Annotated in this window: 18 protein-coding genes; 8 read left to right on the plus strand and 10 right to left on the minus strand. The window is 57.8% G+C overall.

Translation table 11 applies throughout. The features are described from left to right. Positions 1 to 18: 18 nt before the first annotated feature. The 7 genes from AB6K10_RS16190 to AB6K10_RS16220 form a co-directional block, all read right to left on the minus strand. Positions 19 to 909, minus strand: a complete 891-nt coding sequence (locus AB6K10_RS16190) for a homocysteine S-methyltransferase family protein (RefSeq protein WP_339119300.1) — start codon at positions 907 to 909, stop codon at positions 19 to 21. 89 nt (positions 910 to 998) lie between these two features. Further along, the gene (gene cysN, locus AB6K10_RS16195; RefSeq protein WP_285263444.1) at positions 999 to 2,444 is read right to left on the minus strand and encodes a sulfate adenylyltransferase subunit CysN; all 1,446 of its coding nucleotides are present in this window, start codon (positions 2,442 to 2,444) and stop codon (positions 999 to 1,001) included. Next, positions 2,444 to 3,403, minus strand: coding sequence for a sulfate adenylyltransferase subunit CysD (cysD, locus tag AB6K10_RS16200; RefSeq protein ID WP_159342628.1), 960 nt, complete (start codon positions 3,401 to 3,403; stop codon positions 2,444 to 2,446). The genes cysN and cysD overlap by 1 nt, the downstream gene beginning before the upstream one ends. 191 nt (positions 3,404 to 3,594) lie before the next feature. After that, positions 3,595 to 4,329 (minus strand): phosphodiesterase, encoded by a 735-nt coding sequence (locus AB6K10_RS16205; protein WP_339119301.1) that lies wholly within the window; start codon positions 4,327 to 4,329, stop codon positions 3,595 to 3,597. A 39-nt stretch (positions 4,330 to 4,368) separates the two neighbouring features. Continuing rightward, the gene (locus tag AB6K10_RS16210; RefSeq protein ID WP_159342630.1) at positions 4,369 to 4,815 is read right to left on the minus strand and encodes a DUF1249 domain-containing protein; all 447 of its coding nucleotides are present in this window, start codon (positions 4,813 to 4,815) and stop codon (positions 4,369 to 4,371) included. 9 nt (positions 4,816 to 4,824) lie between these two features. Next, entirely contained in the window at positions 4,825 to 5,475 is a 651-nt protein-coding gene (locus tag AB6K10_RS16215) for an NUDIX domain-containing protein (RefSeq protein WP_339119302.1), read from the minus strand. Between the two features lie 107 nt (positions 5,476 to 5,582). Next, a complete protein-coding gene (locus tag AB6K10_RS16220; RefSeq protein WP_339119303.1) occupies positions 5,583 to 6,227 on the minus strand; it encodes a TRAP transporter TatT component family protein in 645 nt (214 codons plus the stop codon). A gap of 163 nt (positions 6,228 to 6,390) precedes the next feature. Here AB6K10_RS16220 and greB point away from each other — a divergent pair, with 163 nt between their 5' ends. Then, entirely contained in the window at positions 6,391 to 6,924 is a 534-nt protein-coding gene (gene greB / locus AB6K10_RS16225; protein WP_159342633.1) for a transcription elongation factor GreB, read from the plus strand. A gap of 3 nt (positions 6,925 to 6,927) precedes the next feature. Here greB and AB6K10_RS16230 read toward each other — a convergent pair whose 3' ends face one another. Both AB6K10_RS16230 and AB6K10_RS16235 read right to left on the minus strand, forming a co-directional pair. Next, positions 6,928 to 7,917 carry a class I SAM-dependent methyltransferase gene (locus tag AB6K10_RS16230; RefSeq protein ID WP_339119304.1) on the minus strand — a complete coding sequence of 330 codons (990 nt, stop codon included), beginning with the start codon at positions 7,915 to 7,917 and terminating at the stop codon, positions 6,928 to 6,930. Then, positions 7,914 to 8,732, minus strand: coding sequence for a methyltransferase domain-containing protein (locus tag AB6K10_RS16235; RefSeq protein ID WP_339119305.1), 819 nt, complete (start codon positions 8,730 to 8,732; stop codon positions 7,914 to 7,916). Before AB6K10_RS16235 ends, AB6K10_RS16230 begins: the two co-directional genes overlap by 4 nt. Before the next feature lie 207 nt (positions 8,733 to 8,939). Here AB6K10_RS16235 and AB6K10_RS16240 point away from each other — a divergent pair, with 207 nt between their 5' ends. The 4 genes from AB6K10_RS16240 to AB6K10_RS16255 are packed head-to-tail and all read left to right on the plus strand — an operon-like array spanning position 8,940 to position 12,686. After that, positions 8,940 to 9,974 (plus strand): substrate-binding domain-containing protein, encoded by a 1,035-nt coding sequence (locus AB6K10_RS16240; protein WP_339119306.1) that lies wholly within the window; start codon positions 8,940 to 8,942, stop codon positions 9,972 to 9,974. A 40-nt stretch (positions 9,975 to 10,014) separates the two neighbouring features. Then, positions 10,015 to 10,992 (plus strand): sugar kinase, encoded by a 978-nt coding sequence (locus AB6K10_RS16245; RefSeq protein WP_339119307.1) that lies wholly within the window; start codon positions 10,015 to 10,017, stop codon positions 10,990 to 10,992. Positions 10,993 to 11,025: 33 nt separating this feature from the next. Continuing rightward, positions 11,026 to 12,000, plus strand: a complete 975-nt coding sequence (locus tag AB6K10_RS16250; protein ID WP_339119308.1) for a D-glycerate dehydrogenase — start codon at positions 11,026 to 11,028, stop codon at positions 11,998 to 12,000. After that, the gene (locus tag AB6K10_RS16255; RefSeq protein ID WP_339119309.1) at positions 11,997 to 12,686 is read left to right on the plus strand and encodes an HAD-IA family hydrolase; all 690 of its coding nucleotides are present in this window, start codon (positions 11,997 to 11,999) and stop codon (positions 12,684 to 12,686) included. Before AB6K10_RS16250 ends, AB6K10_RS16255 begins: the two co-directional genes overlap by 4 nt. A 26-nt stretch (positions 12,687 to 12,712) precedes the next feature. On the opposite strand, the gene AB6K10_RS16260 is transcribed toward AB6K10_RS16255, so the two are convergent. Further along, positions 12,713 to 13,921, minus strand: a complete 1,209-nt coding sequence (locus AB6K10_RS16260) for an amino acid deaminase (RefSeq protein WP_339119310.1) — start codon at positions 13,919 to 13,921, stop codon at positions 12,713 to 12,715. A gap of 135 nt (positions 13,922 to 14,056) precedes the next feature. Here AB6K10_RS16260 and AB6K10_RS16265 point away from each other — a divergent pair, with 135 nt between their 5' ends. The 3 genes from AB6K10_RS16265 to AB6K10_RS16275 are packed head-to-tail and all read left to right on the plus strand — an operon-like array spanning position 14,057 to position 16,789. Next, a complete protein-coding gene (locus AB6K10_RS16265; RefSeq protein ID WP_139527254.1) occupies positions 14,057 to 14,920 on the plus strand; it encodes a MurR/RpiR family transcriptional regulator in 864 nt (287 codons plus the stop codon). 1 nt (position 14,921) lies between these two features. After that, positions 14,922 to 16,400: a D-aminoacylase gene (locus AB6K10_RS16270; protein WP_339119311.1), complete on the plus strand. Its 1,479-nt coding sequence runs from the start codon at positions 14,922 to 14,924 to the stop codon at positions 16,398 to 16,400. Then, positions 16,397 to 16,789: a RidA family protein gene (locus AB6K10_RS16275; RefSeq protein ID WP_139527064.1), complete on the plus strand. Its 393-nt coding sequence runs from the start codon at positions 16,397 to 16,399 to the stop codon at positions 16,787 to 16,789. The genes AB6K10_RS16270 and AB6K10_RS16275 overlap by 4 nt, the downstream gene beginning before the upstream one ends. Positions 16,790 to 16,832 lie beyond the last annotated feature (43 nt).

Genomic DNA, 16,832 nt, shown 5'->3' on the forward strand with positions numbered 1-16,832 from the left:
ATCAATAACAACACGCCGTTAGCTACGTACCGCGTCGGCCAGCTTGGCAATGTGCTCAGGGCCAATACCACAGCAGCCGCCGATCATGGTGGCGCCGGCGGCCTGCCAGCGCTGGGCGAAGTCGGCATAGGCATCGGGCCCTAAGTCATTGCGCATGTCACTCACACCGGCGTTGGCGGCGATGCGGTTACTCTGGGGGACGAAACTATTGGCGTACACGCCCAAACGCAGCGTGGCCCCTTTCTCCAGCACCACGGCGTGCGCTTGGCGAAGCGCCTCTTCCATCACCTCCGCTTGGCTGCAGTTGAACAGCAGCGCTTCCCCACCGGCTTCCAGCACGGCGTTCACCGCTGCGTCGATCCCCTCACCAGAGCGCAGTACGCAGGGCAGTTCGCCGTTTTCATCGGCGTCTTGCAGGGTGAACGAGAACCAGCGTGGGCGGGTATCGTCACCCAGCGCAACGGCCACGGCCCGGGCCTCCTCCGTGGCGCTCAGCGTCTCTGCCAGCCACACGTCCACGTAGGGAGCTTGACCCTCGATCAGCGTGGCCAACAGTTCCGGGGCGCGCTGGGCATCAAAGAGCGCCGGCTGATAAGAACCGAACAGCGGCGGCAGCGATCCTGCGACGGTCACCGCGTCTCCCGCCACGCTGTCACGCGCTAGCTTTCCCGCCAGCGTCGCCAGTGCCAAGCCGCGCTCGGCAAAGCACGCCTCGCCAATGTGAAAGGGCACGATGGCATAGGCATTGGTGGTAATCACCTCGGCGCCTGCCTGAATGAACGCGCGGTGCGCTTGGGTCACGCACTCGGGGGCTTCCATTAGCGCAAGCGCCGACCACTCCGGCTGGCGAAACGGAGCACCTAAGCGTTTCAACTCACGTCCTAAGCCACCGTCTAACAGGGTTAACATCGACTCTCGCTCCTTGGTGTCTCGATTCAGCATTACCTAAAAATTGACGCCGCAGAGCGGCGTCAACAGGGGTTCGATAAGGGGCGGCGTTAGCGTCCCAGCAGCGACCCGATATCTTTTGCTTCCCAGTGCGGGAAATGCTTGCGCACCAGCGCGTTCAGATCGCGTTCGAAGGCGGCCCAATCGGTAGTGGCGGCCTGCTGGCGCGCATTCGCCACGCCACGAATCATGCCCGCTCCCACCGTCACATTGGTCAACCGATCGATCACGATAAAGCTACCGGTGCCTGGGCTAGTGCGATAATCGTCGACGGGAATAGCGGCAGTCAACTCTACCTCGCAGCGGGCAATGGCATTGAGCCCTAGCGAATCGGTGGCGTGCTTTTCCAGCGTGTTGACGTCGACCTGATACTCGATGGCGCTGACCTGCCCCGCTAAATCGCGGGTCGCCAGCTTGATATCGTAGAGCTTGCCGGGCGTGAGGGCCTCCTCATGCATCCACACGATGTCGGCGCTAAAGACGTTCGACAGCGGAATCTCGGCATCGGCGCTGACGATCCAATCACCGCGGGAAATGTCGATCTCGTCTTCCAGAGTAACGGTAATCGCTTGGCCGGGGTACGCCGCGTCCAAATCACCGTCGAAAGTGACCACGCGTGCCACGCGCGACGTCTTACCTGAAGGCAGCGCTTTGACCGCCTGGCCGGGACGCAGCACCCCCGCCGAGAGCGTGCCGCAGTAGCCGCGGAAGTCCAGGTTCGGGCGATTGACGTACTGCACCGGCAGACGCAAATCGGTGAGGTTCTGATCACGGGTGACTTCGACGTTCTCCAGCAGCTCGATCAGCGTTTTGCCCTCGTAGCGCTCGCCGTCCTCGAAGTACCAAGGCGTTTGCTCGCTGCGGTTGACCACGTTGTCGCCGTTGAGCGCCGACATCGGCACGAAACGGATGTCCGGGGCCTGCAGGTTGGTAGCGAACGCGCGGTACTCGTCGACGATCTCGTTGAAGCGTGCTTCCGAAAAGCCCACCAAATCCATCTTATTCACTGCAATGACCAGATGCTGGATGCCCAGCAGGTCGGCAATGAAGCTGTGGCGGCGCGTCTGGGTCTGCACGCCGTAACGTGCGTCGATCAGAATGATCGCTAGGCTTGCCGTGGAGGCACCGGTGGCCATATTGCGGGTGTACTGCTCATGCCCTGGGGTATCGGCAATGATGAACTTGCGCTTTTCGGTAGAGAAGAAGCGGTAGGCTACATCGATGGTGATGCCCTGTTCTCGCTCGGACTGTAGGCCGTCCACCAGGAGCGCCAGATCCACCGTATCGCCGGTCGTGCCGCTGGTTTTCGAGGCCTTGGTAATGGCTGCCAACTGATCTTCGAAGATCATCTTGGAGTCGTGGAGCATCCGGCCGATGAGCGTCGATTTACCGTCATCGACACTGCCGCAGGTAATGAAGCGCAGCAGGTCTTTGTTTTCGTGCTCGTGCAGGTATTGCTCGATGTTATCGGCAATTAACGTTGATTGGTGTGCCATTAGAAGTACCCCTCACGCTTTTTCTTCTCCATGGAACCGGCCTGATCGTGGTCGATGGCACGGCCGCTGCGCTCGCTGGTCTTGGTCAGCAGCATCTCTTGGATGATTTCCGGCAGCGTGGCGGCTTTGGACTCCACCGCGCCAGTGAGCGGGTAGCAGCCCAACGTTCTGAAACGCACCCACTTCTCTTCCGGCACCTCACCAGGGGCCAGGGGCAGGCGGTCATCGTCCACCATGATCTGCATGCCGTCGCGCTCGACCACCGGGCGTTTGGCGGAGTAATAGAGCGGCACGATGGGAATCGACTCAAGGTAGATGTACTGCCAGATATCCAGCTCGGTCCAGTTGGAAAGCGGGAACACGCGAATCGATTCGCCTTTATTGACCTTGGCGTTATACACGTTCCAAAGCTCGGGGCGCTGGTTTTTGGGGTCCCAGCGGTGGTACTTGTCGCGGAAGGAGTACACCCGCTCTTTGGCACGGGACGCCTCTTCGTCGCGGCGCGCACCGCCAAAGGCCGCATCGAACCCGTATTTATCCAGCGCCTGCTTGAGCGCCTGGGTCTTCATGATATCGGTGTACTTCGCGCTACCGTGATCGAAAGGGTTGATGTTGGCAGCCCGGCCCTCTTCGTTGGTGTGTACGATCAGCTCCATACCCGCCTCTTCCGCCATGCGGTTGCGGAACGCGATCATTTCGCGGAACTTCCAGGTGGTATCGATGTGCATCAGCGGGAATGGCGGCGTGCCAGGGTAGAAGGCTTTGCGCGCCAAGTGCAGCATGACCGAGGAGTCTTTACCGATGGAGTACATCATCACCGGGTTACTGAACTCTGCCGCCACTTCTCGGATGATGTGGATCGACTCGGCTTCGAGCTGCTTCAGGTGGGTCAGCCGGGCAGCATCCGGTGCGCTTGGCACCTCTTGCGTTGCCGCCGACGGCGCAGAAAACTGGTTCATTACCTACTCCCTCACAAAACGGTGCTTGCTTGTATCGAGACGGCTTTTCAAGGAAGCCTTTGCAAACATGAACGGCCGTCCAGCGCACAGAGATCGCAAGACGGGCATTTGTGGGTAGGGTAACGCCAGGTCAATAATAACCCAAAAGAATTAATAACTATCTTTTTAGATCTATAACGCCTAAAAAAACATCACACGATCACGCGCTCCACCCAGGTCTCCCACGCCTGACCGTGAAAGTCGACGATGCGGTAACCAGGGCGTGAAGCTTCGTCGATGGCAAATGCCCCAGCCCCTGGCAGAAATTGATCCGACAAGGCGGGGCAACCATAAACGCCGATATTGGTGCCTGCTGCCTGATGATGTTGGGCATAGGCCTGATGCGCGTGGCCAAACAGGATCACTTTTACCTGCGGATACGCGCTCAGGAGCTGCCAAAAAGCATCGCGGTCCTGTAGTCCGATCGCATCCATCCAGGCGGCTCCCACGTCCACCGGCGGGTGGTGCATGGCAATCAGTGTGGGACGGTCATCGTGTTCGAGGCGCGCCGCCAGCGCGCCCAAGGCGTCGCTTCCTAATTCGCCGTGGGGCTTGCCAACGACCTGAGTATTGAGCAGTAGCAAGCGCCACTGCTCCAAATCCACTTCGTCGAGCAGCGGCTGCTCGGCACTCATCAGCTCTAGCTGATCATGGTTACCCGGTATCCAGAACCACGGGCAGGGCAACGCACAAAGCGCTTCCCGTGCATGGGCATAGGAGGCAGCAGTTTCATCCTGACTGACGTCGCCGGTGAACACGACGACATCGGGCCGCTCTGCGGCGACCGCTTCTAGCACGCGTTGAAACTGCTGCCACGGAATCCCTGCTCGGGAGCGCGCCTGTTTATCTGCATGTAAGTGTGAATCGGTAATTTGGACAAGCCGCATTCACCTAGCTCCCTTGACCTGAATCGTGTACGACGTGAATTAACGTAGCTCGGGCATGTCCACCGCATGACCATGGGCCAGCCCGTGGGCCAACCACTCGCCCAGGAAGCAGTTGAGCTGTAGCTTTTCATCCGGTTGATGCATGCGGGCATTGGGGTAGCGGTAGCGGCCGCTGAAGTGGCGCTCGCGCTGAAAATCGATCACCTCTGCCATGCGCACATCATGGTAGAGGTGTACGCGCATGCGCGGCCCTTCGATCACAGCATCCAGCGGCCCGCTCTGGGAGACCTCTACCAGCGTGGTATAGGGGGCTTCCTGCAGAATCACCAAGTGCAAGTCACCAAAGTGCTGGTGATCGCTGCGCAGGGCGATATCACGGCGCTGACCGCTCTCCATGTCCCCCACTAGGCGCAGTAGACGCAGATAGTTCGCGCTGCATTCGCCCTGTAGGGTTTTCAAATCGGTAACGTAGGCGGCTCTTGCCATGATGACTCCTTACTGGGTTCGCTTGGCGTCAGTCGTCGAAAGGGCGGCGCGTTGAGACGCGGCGCGCAGCGATGCCCGCTGCCCCGCCAGCCAATGCAGCCCAATCAACGACATGGCGTTGTCGAGTCTTCCCTTCTCTAGGAGTTCCCAAGCATGCGTAAACGTGACGATATGCACCCGAATGTCTTCGTGCTCATCGTCGACTCCATACACACCGCCAAGCCCTTGGGTATCCACCAGACCGCAAAACAGCGTCACGCGCTCGTTGCAAGCACCGGGGCTGGGATAGTAGGTGTGCAATTTGGTCAGTTGCCCTACTTGGCAACCGGCCTCTTCCAGCGCTTCGCGGCGGGCAACGTCTTCCAACGACTCGTCTTTGTCCACGAGACCCGCGACGAATTCTAATTTCCACGGGGAGGTGGGGTCATCGATCGCCCCGGCGCGAAACTGCTCGATCAGTACCAGCGCATCACGATGGGGGTCGTAGAGGAGCACACCCACCGCATCGAAGCGGTGATGGACTTCGCGGCGCATGGCATCGCTCCAGCCACCTTCGAACAGGCGGTGGCGCAGCTCCAGCGCTTCTAGGCGAAAGAATCCTTGATAGAGGGTGTCGCGTTGGATGAGTTCGACATCATCACGACCAAGCGTAGGACCCATACGGCACTCCCGGTGATCACAATCGTCCTATTATCAATGCTGCCCACCGGGAATGCCAATGCGGTGATTAACCGCGTGTCATCAGTGTCGAAAAGATGACGGGTACGTTACAACTGGCTGAGTAGCGCCTCGGCGTCACGGCGCAGCGCCTCATCGGATACTTGACGGTTCTCACGGGCCTTGCCGTTCACCGCACGCTGGGCATGCTCCCGCGCCGCCTGGGTGTTGCCCTCCTCTTTCAAGAACGCCGCGTAATAGTAGTTCACGTCGATGCCGTCGGGGCGAAGCTCCAACGCGCGCTGGAACATGCGCTCGGCAGTATCGCTATTGCCAAAGCCTAATGGACGGCCCGGCGCGCGGTCGTAGAGAGCCCCCAGCGTCACGTAGGCCGAGCCATTGCCTCCTGTGGGGTCGATCTCGATGGCACGCTCCAGCACGTCGCGGGCGTCTCCGGCCGTTCCCAACGCTCCCAACCCACCGCGTTCGCGGGCATAGGAGGCCAGCACGATCCCCTGCCAAATCAACACGTCGGCTTCGTTAGGATGCTGGCTGGCGAGCTGTTCGGCTTCACTGGCGAGCGCCTTTAGCGTCTCTTCCCGCTGGTTCGCGGGCATTTGCGTTACCGTATGCTCCCAGCGGTTTTTGAGTGAAAAGATCTCACCCTCGAACGCCGACGCACTCAAGGGGGCCAGCGCCAGCGTGCTGCCCAGGGCGGCGGCGATCAACAAGCGGGAAAAAGGAATAGCGTGCATGGAAACCTCCAGGTTTGTTGTTGTAGCGGCTTACTCAGATAATGTAACGAACGTTTGAATGATTCGCCAGACATTCACGACTTTGTTATAAAACGTCCGCGTAGCGTAAGCTAACCGCCCGGGTAGGAGCGCCCTACCAGGCATTGGAGGAGAAGATTGGCTCATGAAAGGTCGTAACATGACCCGCTGGCGGGACCCGGCGAAGGATCCTCGCCAAGCCCCTAAAAGCAATTTGATTACCGCCGAGGGGGCCGCCCGGCTGCGCGGCATTCTGGATCATCTTTCGCGGGTCAAACGCCCTGAGCTATCCGCGAAGGTGGGCGAAGCCGCCGCCCTTGGCGACCGCAGTGAGAATGCGGATTACACCTACAACAAGAAAGAACTCAACCGAGTCATTGCCCGCATCCGCTATTTAACCAAACGGCTCGATGAGCTGCAGGTGGTGGATCGTCTGCCCGCCAATACCGACAAAATCTTTTTTGGCGCCTACGTGACGCTGGAGGACGAAGAGGGCGAAGAGTTGCACATTCGCATCGTAGGCCACGACGAATTGGATACTCAAAAACGCTGGATTAGCATCGACGCCCCTATGGCGAAGGCGCTGCTGGGCAAAGAGGTCGATGACGACGTCACGGTGCTCACGCCCAATGGCGAGACGTTTTACACCGTGACGGCGATTCGCTACGACCATCTCTAACGGCTATTTGGTGGCGCGATACACTCGAAAACGACGATTGTCCGACAGTGTTTCGAACCCGCCCAATGCCCGTTGCAGGCGCTCTGGATACGGCAAAAACGCATTGGCCACCACCATGAGTTGCCCTTTGGCGTTGAGATGCTCTGGCGCCTCGTCGATTAGCTTCGTGCTTGGGCCATAGCTGATATCCCGCTCTTGGTGAAATGGCGGGTTACTGACGATCACGTCGAATCGTTTACCCTCCAGCGCCGAGTACACGTCGCTCTCCAGTACCGTGCCGTCCAGCGCATTGTCATGGAGAGTACGGCGGCAGGCTTCGGCGGCGAAGGCGCTGACATCGACAGCCGTGACCGCATGGCCGCGTTTCGCCAGCCAGGCGCTGATAATGCCGTCGCCGCAGCCCATATCCAGCACTGTCAGCGGTTTTTTCGGCAGCGTGTCCTCCAAGGCTTGTAGCAGTAGCTGCGTTCCCTCGTCGACTTTGCCATGGCCAAACACGCCAGGATGACTCACCAAGCGCATATCCAAGGCATCAAAGGTTTGCCAGGCGCTATCGGGCGCTTCGCTTTTCACCGTATGGGTGGCAAACAGCGAGCAGCGGCGAGCGTTATCGAGCTTGTCACAGCTCATGCCCAGCTCGTCCAGCATCTTGGGAACACGTTTGATGCCCCCTTGGTGCTCACCGACGATATCGAGCGGTGTATTGTCAGGCAGCACGTGGCAAAGCCACTCAAGCCACCACTTGCCTAGCTGGTGGGCTTTGGGCCAGAACAGCACCACCTGCCCCTCGGGTAGGTAGTCGAAAGGCTCGAAAGGGCTAATGGCTAGGCGCTCGTTGGCCTGCCACTGCTGCCGAAGTGCGACATTGTCGCTCACCATCGCGGTGGAGTGGGTCAGTAGCCATGTATCTTCCGCGGGCGCGATAGGGCATAACCGGGCGGCCTGTCCGTAATAACGTTCAAGCAGTTGGCAGGCAGGCAGTTGGGCACTCATACATTCGCCTCAGGTTTGGTAACGGTATAAAGTAAATAGCGGCCTAAGCGCCAATGGGGGTCTTGCTGGCAGTACTGCTTCTCTAGCGCCAACAGTGTTGCTTGATCGCTTGCCTTCTCTGGGGCCTGGCGCACGTAATCCTGAAAAATACGGATGCCCGCGACGCTCTCGATATGTAAGCCGTTCTGCCCCACCCACTGGCAAATCTCATCATGGGTAACTGGGGAGATCGGCGTTAAGCGCTGGCGCTTGCCCTTGCCTTCTAACTGGTCACTCAAGGCTTTTTGATAGTTGCCCTTCACCACGTTAGAAAAGCGCAGCGCGTCGCGGTTAAACACCATCAGGCTGAGTTGCCCCCCCGGCGCCAGCAGCGTTGCCAGGGTGTGCAGCGCTTGCTCAGGATGGCCCAACCACTCCAATACTGCGTGGCAGGTGATCAGCGGCCAGGGGCCGGGGGCTTGGCTCGGCAATGCCTGTAGAGGAGCTTCCACATAGCGAAGCTGCCCCGGTGACCATACCGCAGCGGCTTCCTGCTCTGCGTGCCACGCCTTGGCATGGGCCAGCATATCGTGGGAAGGCTCTGCCATGCTGACAGTGTGACCGCGAGCCGCGAACCAACCGGAGAGCTGCCCCAACCCACCGCCGACATCCAGCACGGGCTGGGCCTTTAAGTGCAGCATTCGCGGCAGCAAATAATCCAACATCGCGAGGCGCAGCTCGCCTCGGGGGGCTTGGTAGAGAGAGCGAGAGAACTTATCTGCCAAGCCATCAAAGTAGCGGTCGCCAGCGTCGGTTAATTCGTAGGTCGGGTGCATGCATGTAGGCCTGAATGATCACAACGAGCGCAATATCAAAGCCGCGTAGTTTACCCTGCTTGTATCGTTAACGCTCGCCAAGCCATACCCATCTGGCAGCGAGGTGGCGGATCCTTCACTCGGTCTATTGCCTTTCTTGCCAGGAGTGATTAGTGTAAAAATCAAAATGGGAACGTTACCATTGTAAAAAGAGCCATCAAATCACCTATGCCGCCTACTACTCGCGCTACGCTAATCGAAGTCGCCAATGTAGCGAATACCTCAAAAACGAGCGTTTCCCGCTACTTTGGGCCGGAACGCCACAAGCTCTCGCCTGCCCTTCAAGCACGCATCAAGCAGGCTGCTGATGCTCTTCACTATCAGCCCAATTTAATGGCACGCGGCCTTAAAGGTGGCGGGTCCCGTCTTTTGGGTATGCTAGTAGCCGATATACGCAACCCGTTTTCCGTGGCCATCGTCCACGGTGTCGAGGTGGCGGCACGTAAACACGGCTATGCACTGATTGTCTGCAATACGGATAACGACCCCAACCTAGAGCAACGCCATTTGGCTTCTCTAGCGGCCTACCAGGTAGAGGGGCTGGTTGTAAACGCAGCGGGACAACCTCAACAACTACTGCAAACCATTATGCACAGTGGTTTACCGCTGGTATTGATCGACCGTGAAGTAGGCGAAATCAGCGCCCCGGTGATTGGCCTTGATAATGCGCTTGCCATTGATATGGCACTCAACCACCTATCCCATCAGGGCTATCGCTGCGTGCTTTACGTTAGTGAGGCCCCAGAGCAAGCCAGCGCCCGTCAAGAACGCCTGCAACGCTTCCAGCAGCAAAGCGCCTCGTTAGGGCTGGGTAGCGCCATATTAACCAGCCTTGACGAGCAAGAGGCGATCCCGGCACTCCGCGACTTTATCCAAAAAAACCGGGAGTTCTCCTGTGCCGTGCTGTGTGCCAATGGCAATGCCACACTTGCCATGACGCGCTGCTTTCAACATTTAGAGGTCGCCATGGGAGAGGTAGGTTTGATAGGCATAGATGAGCTCGACTGGTGCGAACTGGTACCCCCAGGCATCACTACTCTCGCCCAGCCAACCGATGCAATCGGCAGCGCGGCAGTCACTTACCTACTCCATCAAACCCTCCCTTCCAAGGCCGCGAAGGAAGTGCAGCACCATCACCCGCCAGTACTTATTCCACGGGGCAGCACTCAGTTGATAGGCCCCTCTGCTCACTTGTCACCCTAATAACGATACCGCCACTATCAAATAAGTTTTGAGGCTACTAATGACACACTCTGTTTCTTCACCCAGCGTACTTACTTTTGGCGAAGCCATGGCAATGTTTGTGGCAGACACCACAGGAACCCTGGCGGATATTGAGCATTTTCAGCGCCGTTTGGCGGGTGCGGATAATAACGTCGCGATTGGCCTTGCTCGGCTGGGTTTTCATGTTAGTTGGTTAAGCCGGGTCGGCAACGACGGTTTCGGTCAGTTTATTCGCCAAGCACTGGAAGCCGAAGGTATTGATGGCCGACATATCCATACCGACTCCCAGCACCTTACCGGCCTGCTATTCAAAGAGCGCGCCAGCGGAGGAGCCGACCCTAAAGTCACCTATTTCAGACGCGGCAGCGCCGCCAGCCATCTTTCTCCTAACGATGCCGACGGCGTAGATTTCGATGCACTACGGCATGTCCATGCCACCGGCATCACACCCGCCCTTTCAGACAGCGCCTGCCAGCTAACCCGTCATATCATGGAGCAGGCTCGCCTTCGGGGTGCCACGATCTCCTTTGACCCGAATCTTCGCCCTTCCCTATGGCCCAGTGAAACGAAGATGCGCGACACGCTTAATGAACTTGCCTCATTAGCGGACTGGGTACTTCCCGGGTTATCGGAAGGCCAGTTACTCACTGGTCAGAAAACGCCCTACGACATAGCAGGCTACTATCTGGATCAAGGCGCTTCAGCGGTCATCATCAAGCTGGGGCCGGAAGGCAGCTACTACCGCGGCACCCTAGCCGGCCACGAGGAAAGCTTTACCGTTGAGGGCTGCCATGTAGCGGAAGTGGTGGATACCGTAGGCGCAGGCGATGGCTTCGCGGTGGGTGTTATTAGTGCGCTGCTCGACGGCTGCTCGGCCCGCCAAGCCGCCCAACGGGGCAATCTGATTGGAGCGCAAGCCATTCAAGTGATTGGCGATATGGAAGGCCTCCCCCACCGCCCGCAACTTCAAGCGCTAGAGGCAGAACAGACCTTTTAATACCAGCGGCTTACAACACCCAAGGAGATAACAATGAAAAAACGCCTGATCGTGCAAGGCCAACTCAGTGACGCTCAGTTAGCCACCCTAGAGCATCTATTCGAAGTCACCCAGCTATCTAAAGCGATGTCGCTGGACGCTCCCGACAATCGCCACTACCTAGCAGAAGCCCATGGCATTATCGGTTCTGGCCTTGCGATTACCCCCGAATTACTGGATGCAGCGCCCAAGCTTGAAGTCATCTCGACTATATCGGTGGGTTACGACAACATCCCTGTCGATGAACTGACCCGTCGCGGCATCATGCTGTGCAACACACCCGATGTACTCACCGAAACCACCGCTGATACTGGCTTTACACTGATTATGGCCACCGCAAGGCGGGTCGTTGAGTTAGCAGAGTGGGTCAAGGCCGATCAGTGGCAGGCCAGTGTTGGCCCTGCGCTATACGGCAGCGATGTACATGGCAAAACGCTGGGCATGGTGGGATTTGGTCGCATAGGGCAGGCCGTTGCCAAGCGCGGCGCTCTAGGTTTTGGCATGAAGGTACTCTACTCCAACGCTTCACCCAAGCCCGCAATAGAACAACAACTCGGAGCTACGCGCCGTGAACTGGATGAATTACTGGCCGAGTCTGATTTTGTCTGCGTTACCGTCCCGCTGACCGCCGACACTGAACGGCTGATCGGTGCCCAACAGTTCGCGCTGATGAAGCGCTCCGCTATCTTTATCAATATTGCCCGTGGCAAGGTGGTCGATGAAAGCGCCTTGATCAACGCCTTAGAAAACGGGGTGATCAAAGCAGCGGGCCTGGATGTCTTTGAGCAGGAGCCGCTCTCTGCTTCATCGCCACTGCCTCACATGCCTAATGTGGTCGCCCTCCCTCACATCGGCTCTGCCACCCATGAAACCCGCGAGGCCATGGCCCAGCGTGCGGTCGATAACATCCGTTTGGCACTACAGGGTGAGCCGCCGATCAGCCTTGTGAACGAAGAGGTGAATCAATGAGTTCAGGCCACAGCACACCCTCGCACTTCTGCCTTCTATTCGACTGCGACGGCACCCTAGTGGATAGCGAAATACTTCTTGCTGACGTAATGGGTGAGATCTTTCCCGAATTCGGCCTGCCCTTCTCGGCGCAGCAGTATATGGAGGAGTTTCGCGGCGTGCGTTTCCATACCATCGTTCACACTCTGGAGCATCGCTTCGACAAGCTGACAGAGGAAACGCTTAACCAGCTTGAAGCAGGAATGCGGGCACGTATGGAAGCACGCATGCGCGACGAGCTGGTGGCCATTCCAGGCATACCGGATACGCTCACGCAGTTAAAGAGCTACCCCAAAGCGGTGGTGTCCAACGGCCCTGAGCGCAAAATCCGCTGTGCCTTGGAAAGCACCCGGTTGGAAGAGCACTTTCAAGGCCAGCTATTCAGCGCTTACACCCTGAATGTCTGGAAGCCAGACCCAGAGTTGTACCGTAAGGCAGCGGCTGCCATGGGCTTCGCCCCACAGCACTGCATTGTCATTGATGATGCGGCGGTGGGCGTGGAAGCAGGCTTGGCGGCGGGTATGCAGGTTATCCACCTCAACCACTTTCCCAATGAGGAGAGCACACCCGTGGGCGCGGTAGGTATCCAACACGCCCACGAGCTGCCAGCGGTCATTGCGGAGCTAATGACAACCATCAACACCTAGCGCATACATGGCGACCCGAATCGCGTTTAAAAGCAGGTCGCCAGGCGTTCTTTCACGTTCAAAGCATCATCAACTAATAACAGTTGCCGCCATTTATCGAACGTCAGACAGGGGTGGGAGGCACCAAACGCCACGATGTCACCCACCTCAACGTCCTGAGCATCGTTAGGCAGACGTACGAATGTGTGCTGATCCATGATTTTAGTCACCTCCCAGCCAACGACCGATAGCAGTTGCACGGGGGTACCGGCCTCCCGATATCGACGCAGGGCAATCGGCAACTGATCATGGCCAATATCACGCTTGCCTAGCGCAATAATGGCAAGACCAGGCTCGGGAAGCGACTGCACCTGGGCAAAGACTTCAAGGGCGGGCTCGAGCCCCTGCTGCAAATCGGGCCGACGACTTAATACGGCGGACTGCGCCTCGCGATACAATCCATGGTCATGCACCACATAGCACCCCGGCCGCAATACAGGCGTGAAACGCTCCTGTAGCGGCGCACCCTCAAAGGCTTCGGCAATAATATCATACCAAGCGGATCCTGAAGCAGTGACAATCGGGGCAGGTGCTGCAAAGCGTTGAGCAGCTTCAAGCGCTACCGCCACTTCCACAAGATAGTTAGCGTAAGCGCGGATACCCTCCTCAGGATTATCCCCGTGCACGACACCTTCGTAGCCCTCCAGCCCTGCCAACACCAGCGCTGGCTCATTAGTAATCGTCTCGGCAAGCGAAAGAATCTGCTCCTGAGTACGGCACCCACACCGCCCGCCAGCCACGCCTACTTCAATCAGCACTGGCAACGTCAAACCACGCTCGGCAAAAAAACGACCTAACTGGCGCACGTTCTCTTGGCTATCGACCACACAGTAAAAAGTCGCCCCTTGCTCGATTAGGCTGGCAATGATGGCCATATTGGCCTGACCAACTAACTGGTTAGCCATCAGCAGTCGAGTAATGCCATTGCTGAAAGCGGCACGACATTGGGCAGCGGTTGCCAGAGTGATTCCCCACGCTCCGGCCTGAAGCTGGCGGTGGAAAAGCGCTGGGGTCATGGTGGTTTTACCGTGGGGGGCCAACTGAGCTCCATGGGATTCAGCAAATCGCTGCATCCACGCCAGGTTATGTGTAAGGGGAGTCTCATGCACCACCGCTGCAGGCAGGCTAACACCAGCCAACAGATTGGAACTGATCTCCACCCCACCCTTATCTATCGTTAACGCTTCTTGCTGCATGACCCCATTTCCTCATTCACTGCGCGTAATGAAACATCCGGCTCACGGGCCGAAATGTTAGATACTTTCGCACTTATTGACATCAAGATAGAAACTAACATACTTTTTAGGCAAGGCAACCTTCAGGAGTCCACGGTGAGCCAAGAAATAGATATTTTGTCCCGTATTACCACTGACTTTGCCGCTCTTCGCGATGCAGAAAAAAAAGTCGCCGAATTGATCTTCGCCGACATCGACTTTGTTACCGAGGCGAGTATCGGCGAGATTGCCCAACGTGCCGGGGTCAGCGATGCCAGCGTGACGCGTTTTGCACGTGCCATCGGTTGCGCCAATGTGCGTGATTTGAAAACGCGCCTAACCCGGGCGCTGGCAGCCGGAAGGCGTTTCATCCAGGAAGCAACACCCGAAGACAGTTCCAGCGTGGTTTACGACATCGCCACACAGACCCTTGCACTCAACCGTGACCTGCTGGCTCAGGCCGATGTAGCGGGGGCAGTTGAACAGCTGGATAACGCACGCCAGATACTAGTTTTCGGCTCTGGAGGTGGTTCAAGCACACTCTCTCAAGAGCTACAGTTTCGCCTTGTCCGCCTGGGCTATGCGATCAGCGCCTATCCTCAAGCGCTGTTGCCCCGCATGGTGGCTTCTACCCTTGATCCAGATGATGTCGTCGTTGTGCTCTCAGTCACCGGCTACACCCCGGAGATGGTGGAGTCGGCACAGATTGCCAAGCAGTACGGAGCCAAGGTGATTGCCATCACAGCATTGAACTCACCACTCGCCAACACTTCCGACATCGTGCTGCCCATCACCTCCCGGGAAACTGACTTCATCTACCATCCCTCTGCATCACGCTACGCCATGCTCGCCGTCATTGACGTGCTAGCCCTGGAGCTTGCCATGCGCCATCGCGAGCGCTCGCGGACTAAGCTGCGTCGGCTCAAGCTCAGCCTGGACGACCATCGTGGTGGTGATAACCGCCAGCCCTTAGGAGATTAATATGGTTTACGATCTGCTGATCCGTAACACCAACGTGCTTGATGGCTCCGGTGCCCCACCTTTCCTGGCCGATGTCGCTATCCAAGGTGAGCGTATCTGCGCCATTGGCAGGATGCCTTATGCCACCGCTACGACCACCATTGAAGCTGACGAGCGCTATCTGGCACCCGGTTTTATCGATGTCCACACCCATGACGATACCAACGTCATTCGCACTCCAGAGATGCTGCCAAAGCTGACCCAAGGCGTCACCACCGTGGTCGTCGGTAATTGCGGAATAAGCGCCAGCCCGGTCACTCTCACTGCTGACGTTCCCGACCCTATGAACTTACTGGGTAGCGCCGAAGACTTCCGCTATCCAAGCTTCGCTGACTACGCCTCGGCCGTCGATATCGCCCGGCCCAGTATCAATGTTGCTGCCCTGGTTGGGCATACCAGCCTGCGCAGCCAGGTCATGGATAGCTTTGACCGCCCTGCCAGCAACGACGAAATCGCTGCCATGGAAGTGCTGCTTCGTCAGGCACTTGATGAAGGTGCTTTGGGTCTGAGCTCCGGGCTTGCCTATCGTAACGCGATACACGCGCCAACTTCGGAGATGGCCCCCTTGGTGGCTGCCGTTGGGTATTCGGGAGGCGTCTATACCACCCATCTTCGCGATGAATTTGCAGGCTTGCTGGACGCGATGGACGAAGCATTTGCCACCGCTCGCGCAGGCCAGGTACCACTCGTGATCTCGCATTTGAAATGTGCAGGCGCAGGTAACTGGGGAGGAGCAGGAAAGGCACTGAGCAAGTTGGAAATGGCCGCCCAGCACCAGCATGCTCACTGTGATTGTTACCCTTATACGGCTGGCTCTTCGACCCTAGACCTCGGGCAAGTGACGGATGAGATAGAGATCACCATTACTTGGTCGAAACCGCACCCGGAGCAGGCACGGCGTCCTTTAAAGGAAATCGCCGCTGAGTGGGAAGTGTCGCTGCTGGAAGCAGCCAGACGGTTACAGCCAGCAGGGGCGGTTTACCACAACATGAGCGAAGCGGATATGCAGCAGGTGTTGGCACATCCGCTTTCCATGGTGGGATCGGATGGCCTACCGAACGACCCGCACCCCCACCCTAGGCTCTGGGGAGCCTTCCCTCGGGTGCTTGCCCATTACAGCCGCGATTTAAATTTGATACCGCTGGCAGAAGCGGTACGCAAGATGACCAGCCTTTCAGCCGCCAATTTTGGACTGACGGATCGAGGTATCGTCCAGGTCGGTGCCTATGCCGACCTTACCCTTTTCGACCTTGCAGTCCTGGAAGATACAGCGAACTACGAAACCCCCATTGCGGCTGCAAAAGGCATCGAGTTGGTCGTGGTAAACGGCCAGCTCGCCTATTACCAGGGGTCTATCACCGATCAGCGTTCAGGGCGCATGCTGCGCCGCACTGAGCGTATTTCCCAAGTAATACCATCCAATCAGGAGTCAATATCATGAGCATCACACGTTATGGAACTGAAGGCGGTGTAGGTACTGGCGGTCAAAAACTGCCGTTTGCCCGCGCTGTCGAGGCCGGTGGTTGGCTATACGTATCAGGACAAACCCCCATGACCGATGGTGAAGTCGTGGAGGGCGGCATTGTTGAGCAGACCCGCCTCGCCTTCGATAACTGCTTGGCCATCATGCAAGAGGCAGGATATGGCGTCGAAGACGTTGTGCATGTCACTACGGTGTTGACCGATGCTCGCTATTTCACGTCTTTCAACAAGGTCTTCAAAGAGATATTCGGCGACAACCCACCGGCTCGCATTTGCAGCGTTCAAGACTTAGTCGTGGATTGCAAAGTAGAAGTCGATGTGAAGTGTTACCGAGCTGATCGCGTCTAGGCACCGCAACAGCAGCACCTCAAAAAAGCGCCGCACCCCGGCA

Origin of the sequence: Halomonas sp. BMC6, assembly GCF_964204995.1 — a bacterium.
Lineage (GTDB): Bacteria > Pseudomonadota > Gammaproteobacteria > Pseudomonadales > Halomonadaceae > Vreelandella.

Excerpts from the sequence above, each read along its gene's own strand:
- AB6K10_RS16215 (WP_339119302.1), bottom strand. The coding sequence starts at position 5,475 with ATGGGTCCTACGCTTGGTCGTGATGATGTCGAACTCATCCAACGCGAC.
- AB6K10_RS16210 (WP_159342630.1), bottom strand. The coding sequence starts at position 4,815 with ATGGCAAGAGCCGCCTACGTTACCGATTTGAAAACCCTACAGGGCGAA.
- AB6K10_RS16245 (WP_339119307.1), top strand. The coding sequence starts at position 10,015 with ATGACACACTCTGTTTCTTCACCCAGCGTACTTACTTTTGGCGAAGCC.
- AB6K10_RS16260 (WP_339119310.1), bottom strand. The coding sequence starts at position 13,921 with ATGCAGCAAGAAGCGTTAACGATAGATAAGGGTGGGGTGGAGATCAGT.
- AB6K10_RS16235 (WP_339119305.1), bottom strand. The coding sequence starts at position 8,732 with ATGCACCCGACCTACGAATTAACCGACGCTGGCGACCGCTACTTTGAT.
- AB6K10_RS16275 (WP_139527064.1), top strand. The coding sequence starts at position 16,397 with ATGAGCATCACACGTTATGGAACTGAAGGCGGTGTAGGTACTGGCGGT.
- AB6K10_RS16270 (WP_339119311.1), top strand. The coding sequence starts at position 14,922 with ATGGTTTACGATCTGCTGATCCGTAACACCAACGTGCTTGATGGCTCC.
- cysD (WP_159342628.1), bottom strand. The coding sequence starts at position 3,403 with ATGAACCAGTTTTCTGCGCCGTCGGCGGCAACGCAAGAGGTGCCAAGC.
- AB6K10_RS16190 (WP_339119300.1), bottom strand. The coding sequence starts at position 909 with ATGTTAACCCTGTTAGACGGTGGCTTAGGACGTGAGTTGAAACGCTTA.
- greB (WP_159342633.1), top strand. The coding sequence starts at position 6,391 with ATGAAAGGTCGTAACATGACCCGCTGGCGGGACCCGGCGAAGGATCCT.
- AB6K10_RS16230 (WP_339119304.1), bottom strand. The coding sequence starts at position 7,917 with ATGAGTGCCCAACTGCCTGCCTGCCAACTGCTTGAACGTTATTACGGA.
- AB6K10_RS16250 (WP_339119308.1), top strand. The coding sequence starts at position 11,026 with ATGAAAAAACGCCTGATCGTGCAAGGCCAACTCAGTGACGCTCAGTTA.
- AB6K10_RS16255 (WP_339119309.1), top strand. The coding sequence starts at position 11,997 with ATGAGTTCAGGCCACAGCACACCCTCGCACTTCTGCCTTCTATTCGAC.
- AB6K10_RS16205 (WP_339119301.1), bottom strand. The coding sequence starts at position 4,329 with ATGCGGCTTGTCCAAATTACCGATTCACACTTACATGCAGATAAACAG.
- AB6K10_RS16240 (WP_339119306.1), top strand. The coding sequence starts at position 8,940 with ATGCCGCCTACTACTCGCGCTACGCTAATCGAAGTCGCCAATGTAGCG.
- cysN (WP_285263444.1), bottom strand. The coding sequence starts at position 2,444 with ATGGCACACCAATCAACGTTAATTGCCGATAACATCGAGCAATACCTG.
- AB6K10_RS16220 (WP_339119303.1), bottom strand. The coding sequence starts at position 6,227 with ATGCACGCTATTCCTTTTTCCCGCTTGTTGATCGCCGCCGCCCTGGGC.